At 71.7% G+C, this 6,928-nt stretch carries 5 protein-coding genes; 3 read left to right on the top strand and 2 right to left on the bottom strand.

Annotation, left to right across the window (positions count from 1 at the left end):
- Positions 1-27: 27 nt before the first annotated feature.
- Positions 28-1,455, bottom strand: coding sequence for a glycosyltransferase (locus tag DI269_RS14665; RefSeq protein ID WP_112137062.1), 1,428 nt, complete (start codon positions 1,453-1,455; stop codon positions 28-30).
- A 9-nt stretch (positions 1,456-1,464) separates the two neighbouring features.
- The gene (locus tag DI269_RS14660) at positions 1,465-2,964 is read right to left on the bottom strand and encodes a glycosyltransferase (protein ID WP_198667444.1); all 1,500 of its coding nucleotides are present in this window, start codon (positions 2,962-2,964) and stop codon (positions 1,465-1,467) included.
- A 163-nt stretch (positions 2,965-3,127) separates the two neighbouring features.
- On the opposite strand from DI269_RS14660, the gene DI269_RS14655 reads away from it, so the two are divergent.
- From DI269_RS14655 to DI269_RS14645, 3 genes are all read left to right on the top strand, one after another.
- The gene (locus DI269_RS14655) at positions 3,128-5,599 is read left to right on the top strand and encodes a glycosyltransferase (RefSeq protein WP_112137058.1); all 2,472 of its coding nucleotides are present in this window, start codon (positions 3,128-3,130) and stop codon (positions 5,597-5,599) included.
- A gap of 16 nt (positions 5,600-5,615) precedes the next feature.
- A complete protein-coding gene (locus tag DI269_RS14650) occupies positions 5,616-5,948 on the top strand; it encodes a hypothetical protein (protein WP_112137056.1) in 333 nt (110 codons plus the stop codon).
- A gap of 131 nt (positions 5,949-6,079) precedes the next feature.
- Positions 6,080-6,928: ABC transporter ATP-binding protein (locus DI269_RS14645; RefSeq protein ID WP_112137055.1), on the top strand; the 849-nt coding region annotated here is incomplete at its 3' end.

The following is a 6,928-nucleotide window of genomic DNA, read 5'->3' as shown; positions in this document are numbered from 1 at the left end:
GACGCCGGCGCGCCGGCCCCCCGGGCGTCAGCGCCCGAGGCCCCGCTTGACGGCCCGCCGGAGCGAGCCGCCGAGCCCACGGTCCCGGCCGCCACCCGCATCGCCGGCGGCTGACGCCGCCAAGGCGTCCACGAGCGGGCCGTCCTCGACGCGCTCCGCGCCCCAGACTTCCTCGATCGGCACGCCGAGATGCTGTGCGCGCGCTGCGGCCGCGGCGCGTTCCAGGCGCACGATCCCCTGCGGGACTGCGACTTCCACGAGGCCGAGCCGCTGCTCGTTCGCATAGGCGACGAGGTCGGCGACCGCGTCCGGTCCCGGCTCGGCGCTTTCGGGCACGTCGATGCGGTACGGGACACGCCGGTCGGTCTCGAATTCCTTCGCGAACCGCACGCGGGGCTCCCCTTTGTACGCCTCCAACAGCATCCGCGCCGCGAACGCCGGATCGTCGAGCGGCGCATGGCGGCCCGTCGTCGGCTCGGGCCAATCGCCGGTGATCGTGACGCACACATCGTGCTTCGAACCGGCCAGAATCGCGTCCACACAGGACTCCGTATTCGGGCCCGCGGCGACGACCACGTCGGCGAGTGGCGTGTCCCAGCTCCGATTCGCCCTGGGGCGCTTCAGATCCACTTCGGGCACCCGATTGGCGATCTGCGGCCTGCGGTACGCCTTCGCGAGCTCTCCGCGCGAGGCGATCTGCCGCGGCCCCAGGTGCCACGCCGACGAGTCCGTATCCGGGACGAACAGGGCCCCGGCCTGGTGCAGCCTGTACCCGAACACCGTGTCCGAACCCAGCGGCATGTCCGCGTCCATCCCGCCCGAAGCCTCGAACAGCCTGCGGTGCACCGAGAACGACGCGCCGACGAGGACCCGGAACGCCCGGTGGTCCGCATCCTTCAGCCCGTCGGTCGCGTCGATGATCTGCTCGATCCACTGCGGCTCCGCGCGGTCGAACAGCGATGCGGCCTTGCCCGCGCGCACCGCCGCGAGCACGTCCACCGGGTCCAGGTCCCCGGCCCGGTAGTCCACGAACCGCTTGTGCCCCAGCACCGCAAGATAATCCGCGGCGTGGTGCCAGCGCAGCTGCGACTCGACGTGGTCGTCGAAGACGAGCATGTCCGCGTCCAGGCGCAGCACCACGTCGCCGTCGCTCTGCGCGACACCGGAGTTTGTGGCGTGCGCCGAAGCCCACCCGCCCGGCAGCGGCTTGACGATCCGCGTCGACTCGGGCCGCAGCTCCGGGAGTCGCAGCGGCGGCTCCGTGCCGTCGTCGACCACGACCACCTCCAGCAGCGAGGCCGGATAGGTCTGGCCCGCAAGGGAAGCGAGGGTCACGTCGAGCTTGTCCTGGTGCCCGTGAGCGGGGATCACCACGCTCACGCTCAATGCGGGGCGCCAGTCCCCGCCGGGCCGGTCGAGCGGACCGTAGTCGTTGCGGCGGAGGACGGCGTTCACGGTGCGCTCCTAGCGCTTGAGCAGTGCGCGCAGCCGGGCGCGCTGGCGGGCGTCGAAGTACTTGCGCGCGAAGCGGCGCGCGATGTCGGCGGGCGGCGGGTTGAACACCGAGCCCTCCGCCTCCGGTGCAATAAGGTCGGAAAACGTTGTGGCGCCCCAGATCCCGGCCACGACCTGGTCGAGGTCGCCGTTCCCGGCGATGTGGCGGGCGCGCGCGAACGCGGCCGTGCGCTCCAGGCGGGCGGGGGGCCCGTCGGGGAGGTCGGCGAGGACCAGCCCGGCGTCGACCCGCTCCATGAGCTGGAGCATCCGGCCGAGGCCCTTGGCGCGCATCGAAACGGGCTTCGGCAGCAGCAGCCGGTAGGGGACGGCCGGGTCGGCTTCGGGGGCCTTCTCGGCGATCCGCACGCGCGATTCGTGGGCGTACAGCTCCTCGACGAGGCGCAGCTGGGCGCCGTCCCCGGCGAGGATCGACGCGCGGTCCTGCGGGGCCGGGCCCTGGCCGGTGACGAGGGTGATCCGCACGTCGCCGTCGGGGCCGCCGAGGACGGGCGCGACCGCGGCGTCCACTTCGGCCACGTTCGCGTCGCCGATGTCGATCACCATGTCCACCAACGGGACCCGCCAGGCGCGGGGCGCGGCGGTGCGGCGCCAGCCGTGGAGGGGGACGCGCTGGGCGATGTAGGGGACGCGCTGGCGGCGGCCCTCCTCCTCCTTCTCCTGCATCTGCGGGATGCCGAGGTGCCAGGCGGAGGAGGTGGTCTCGGGGACGAACACGGCGCCGGCCTGGGAGAGCCGGTACGCGAACTCGGTGTCGGAGCCGAGGCGCAGGTCGGTGTCGAGGCCGCCGACGGTCTTGAAGAAGTCGCGGTGCATCGATCCGGTGGCGCCGATGAACACCCGGTAGTTCGTGGGGTGGTGGGCGGTCAGGCCGTCGGTGTCGGCGATGACCTTCTCGATCCAGTGCGTGGTCGAGTCCTCGATGGCGAACAGGGCTTCGCCTTCGCCGACGAGGACCTTCTCGTGGACCTGCTCGGGGGTGAGCTTCCCGGGCTCCCACGCGATGAACCGCTTGTGGCCCAGGACGGCCAGGTAGTCGGCGGCGTGGTGCCAGCGCAGCTGGGCCTCGACGTGGTCGCGGTAGGCGACCATGTCGGAGTCGAGCCGCAGGATGACCTGGCCGTCGGCGTGGGCGACGCCGGTGTTGACGCCGTGCGCGGAGCCCCACGAGTCGGGGGTGGTGGTGACGAGGCGGGTGTGCTCGGGCCGGAGTTCGGGCAGGCGCAGGGGCGGGGCGGAGTTGTCGTCGACGACGACGACCTCCATGAGATCGGCCGGATACGTCTGGGCCGCGAGTGCGGCCAGCGTGAGGTCCAGTTTCTCCTGCGCCCCGTAAGCTGGGATGACGACGCTCACCGCGAGACTGGGCTTCCACGTCGCCGCCTGCGGCGGGTGGAGGGCCTTATAGTCGTTGCGGACGATGCGCGGGCGTTTCGGTGAGTCGCTCATTTCGCGCCCACGATATCCCGGGGGGTGCGGGAGACATTGACCGGCTTCCCAGTTCAACATCTGTTTACGCAGGTGAGGGCGTCCGTTCGCTTTCAATTCAACTTCCGAGCCATTGGGCACGCGAGGATCTGGGCTGAATGCGACGCAGAGATGAACGGACGAGATGACCCCAGCTGACGAGGGCTCGCGCTATCCGGCCCGCCTGATCGACGACCACCTGGCACAGTCGAAGGCCCGCCGGCGGGGCTCGCTCGTGTCGACCGCGCTGCGGACCCGCTCCCCGGGGGGCCGGATCCTGCTGGCGGCGGCCGCGACCCGGGAACTGACGCTGCCGGAGCTGCTGGTGGCGGCGCGGGAGGGGCGGCGGGTCGACGCGGACCCGGAGGCGCTGTGCGACCTGGCGCGCGTGGTCGGCCTCCAGTTCGGGACCGAAGCGGACCGGCGGGATGCGTTGGCGCTGTTCGACCTGGCGTTGGAGCTGGGCGGCCCGAAGCGGGTCTCGTCCAGGAATGCGGCTGTTCACGCGCAGCTCGCGTACGCCTCGGGGGACCTGGAACGGGCCCGGTGGCTGGTGCGGCGGTACAAGCACCTGCCGGAGCTGGAGCGGGACGCGCTGCTGGCGGATCTGGAGCATCCGGACGCGGGCGGCGACGAGCAGGCGTGGGTGAAGCGCCTGGGGGCGCTGTGCGGGCACCCCGAACTCCGTCTCGATCCCGACGTCTCGCTGCCGCGGTTCGACCGCCTCCGCGCCGATGCCGCGCCCGGAAGTGTGGACGGCCCGAAGGTCTCGGTCGTCATGACCGCGTTCCGGCCCGACCGGGCGCTGCTCACCGCGGTCCGGTCGGTCCTCGACGGCACGTGGGCGAACCTGGAGGTCCTCGTCGTCGACGACGCCTCCGGGCCCGAGTACGACGCGGTCCTGGCCGCCGCCGCGGCCCTGGACGAGCGCGTGCGCGTGATCCGCAAGGACGCCAACGGTGGCACGTTCGCGGCCCGCAACACCGCCTTCGACGCGGCCACCGGGGATTTCATCACGGGGCTCGACTCCGACGACTGGGCCGCGCCCGGCCGCCTGGAACGCTCGATCGCGCCGCTCCTGGCGGACCCGGGACTCCAGTTGACGTACGGCGAGGCGTTCCTGTTCAACGAGGACCTCACCGCGACCCGCCCCGGCCGGGTCCTCACCACCGCGTCCACGGCGTCGATGATGTTCCGGCGCAGCGCACTCGACCGGCTCGGCTACTACGACGAGATCCGCAAGGGCGCCGACACCGAGTTCCTGCACCGGTTCTCGGCCGCGTTCGGCAAGAACGCGGTCCAGCGCCTGGCGGGCACCTGGGACACGGTCATGCGGCAGGCGCCCGGGTCGCTCTCGCGCGAGGAGTTCGGGCCCGGCTGGAAGCACCCGTCGCGGCGCGCCTACCAGTCCTCGTACCCGTTGTGGCACCGGCAGATCGCCGCCGGCGAAGCCGACCCGTACCTGCCGCGGCATCCCGTCAGGCGCCCGTTCTGGGCCCCGTACCACGCCGCCGTCGCCCGTGCAGACCAGCGGCAGAGGCGCTTCGACGCCGTGTTCTGCCTCGACTGGCGGCCCTTCGGCGGCCCCCAGAAGTCCGCGATCGAGGAGATCAAAGCCCTTCGCGAGGAAGGGAAGTCGGTCGCGGTCATGCACCTGGAGTCGTGGCGGCACATGACCACCGAGGACCGGCCGATGTGCGAGCCGATCCAGCGGATGGTCAACGACGGCGCGGTCGAGCAGGTCCTGGTCACCGACGACGTCGTGTGCGGCCTGCTGGTCCTGCGGTACCCGCCGATCCTCCAGTTCCGGTCCGGCGAGCGGTCCTCGGTGCGCCCGGAGCGGATGGTCGTCCTCGCCAACCAGGCCCCGGCCGAACGCGACGGCTCCGACGTCCGGTACTCGCCCGAAGGCTGCCACGCCAACGCGACCGACATGTTCGGGGTCGAGCCGCTGTGGGTCCCGCAGGGCCCGCAGGTCCGCGAGGCCCTCGCGGGGTTCGGCGCGCTCGCGGACTTCGACATGCCCGGCATCCTCGACACCGCCGACATCCACCCCGCCCGCACCGGGTTCCGCTCGAAACTGCCCGTCGTCGGGCGCCACTCGCGCGACGACTGGACGAAATGGCCTGCGCGCGAGGACCTCCCGCTGGTCTACCCCGGGGACGGCCGCTGGGACGTGCGCGTCATGGGCGGCGTCAAATCGGTCGCCAAGATCACCGGCGAACCCGTCCCGTCGGAGTGGACCTGCTACGGCTTCAACGAGACCGACGTGGACTCGTTCCTGTACCAGCTCGACTTCTGGATCTACTTCCCGCACCCGAAGCAGTACGAGGCGTTCGGGCGGGCCGTCCTGGAGGCCCTCGCCGCCGGATGCGTCACCGTCCTGCCGCCCAGGTTCGAGCCCGTTTTCGGCGACGCGGCCCTGTACTGCGAGCCCTCCGAGGTGGTCGAATTGGTGGACGGCCTGTACGCCGACCCCGAGCGGTTCCTCGCCCGCAGCGCCCTCGCCCAGCAGCGGGTGCGCGAGCGCTTCAGCCACGACTCCTACCGGGAGCTCGTCGCCGGGCTGCCGGCCGGTGTCCTGAACCCCGGCGACCTGAACCACACCGCCGCCTGAGACCGAGAGTGCCCAGATGAAGAAACTGCTCAAAGCCGTCTACCGCCGGCTCGGCCGGCCCTCGCCCGCCCGCATCGGCGCCGTCGCCGCGGTCCTGGCCGCCGCCGGACTCATGGCCGTCGCCCTCCTCGGACCCACGCGGCTCGTGTGGGCCGCGTCATTCGCGATGAGCCTGATCACGTTGGGCGGCTTGGCCCTGGTGTGGAACGAGGCGCGCCAGGCGCGGCTCGAAGCCCGCGCCTCCGCCGAGCGCGCCGAGGTCACGTACCGCAGGATCCTGGCCGCGTTCGAGGTCGAGCGCCTGGCAGCGGAGCGCAGGCACGCGGGCGGCGGCGACCGCGTCCCCTAGCCGGGGACGGTGCGGGAGGGGCATGAGAAACCTCTCGGATCGGCCGTGATCTGCCCGAAAAGACCGGGCGGTAGTATTGGCGCGCCATCGAAGGCTGCACTGCAACCACATGTTCCGGGAGGGCCGCCCCCATGGAGGAGCCGATCATTCAGGCTCGTGACCTCGGGATCTGCTTTGCGAAAGGCAAGCAGAAGAAAGGCCGGGTCAAGGACCTGTTCGTGCGGCGCGCCGCCAACAAGCAGGGTGTCCAAGCGCAGGACTTCTGGCCGCTGCGCCACGTCAACTTCGACATCTTCCCCGGCGAGGCCGTCGGCATCATCGGCCGCAACGGCACCGGCAAGTCCACGCTGCTGCGCCTGATCACCGGCGTCCTCATCCCCGACGAGGGCTTCGTGCGCCGCGAGGGCCGCGTGGCCCCGCTCATCGCCCTGTCCGCCGGGTTCTCCGGCGAGCTCACCGGCCGCGAGAACGTCAACCTGGTGGCCGCCCTCCACGGCATGACCACCAAGGAGATCAAGTCGAAGTTCGACGAGATCGTCGACTTCTCCGAGCTTGAGGACTTCATCGACACGCCGGTCAAGTACTACTCGTCCGGCATGAAGGTCCGCCTCGGCTTCGGCGTCATCACGCAGCTGCCGCACCCGATCCTCCTGGTCGACGAGGCGCTCGCCGTCGGCGACGCCGCGTTCAAGCGCAAATGCCAGCAGGTCATCGCCGGGCTCCTCGACGAGGGGCGGACCCTCGTGTTCGTCTCCCACTCCGAAGGCGACCTGAAGAAGTACTGCAAGAGGGGCATCTTCCTCGACGCCGGCACGCTCGTCACCGACGGCACCGTCCAGGAGGCCCTCGACTCGTACAAGCTCGCCGAGGAGCGCGACCGCGAGGCCTACCAGGCCCGCAAGGCGCGCCGCGCCGCCGCGGCAGCCGAAGCGGCCGCCGCCGCGAACCCCGCCCCCGTCCTCGCCGCGGGAGCGGCCGAG

This window comes from Glycomyces dulcitolivorans (assembly GCF_003265355.1).
GTDB lineage: Bacteria > Actinomycetota > Actinomycetes > Mycobacteriales > Micromonosporaceae > Glycomyces > Glycomyces dulcitolivorans.
Note: the sequence above shows the minus strand (reverse complement) of the source record. Positions and strands in the feature narration are given on the sequence as shown.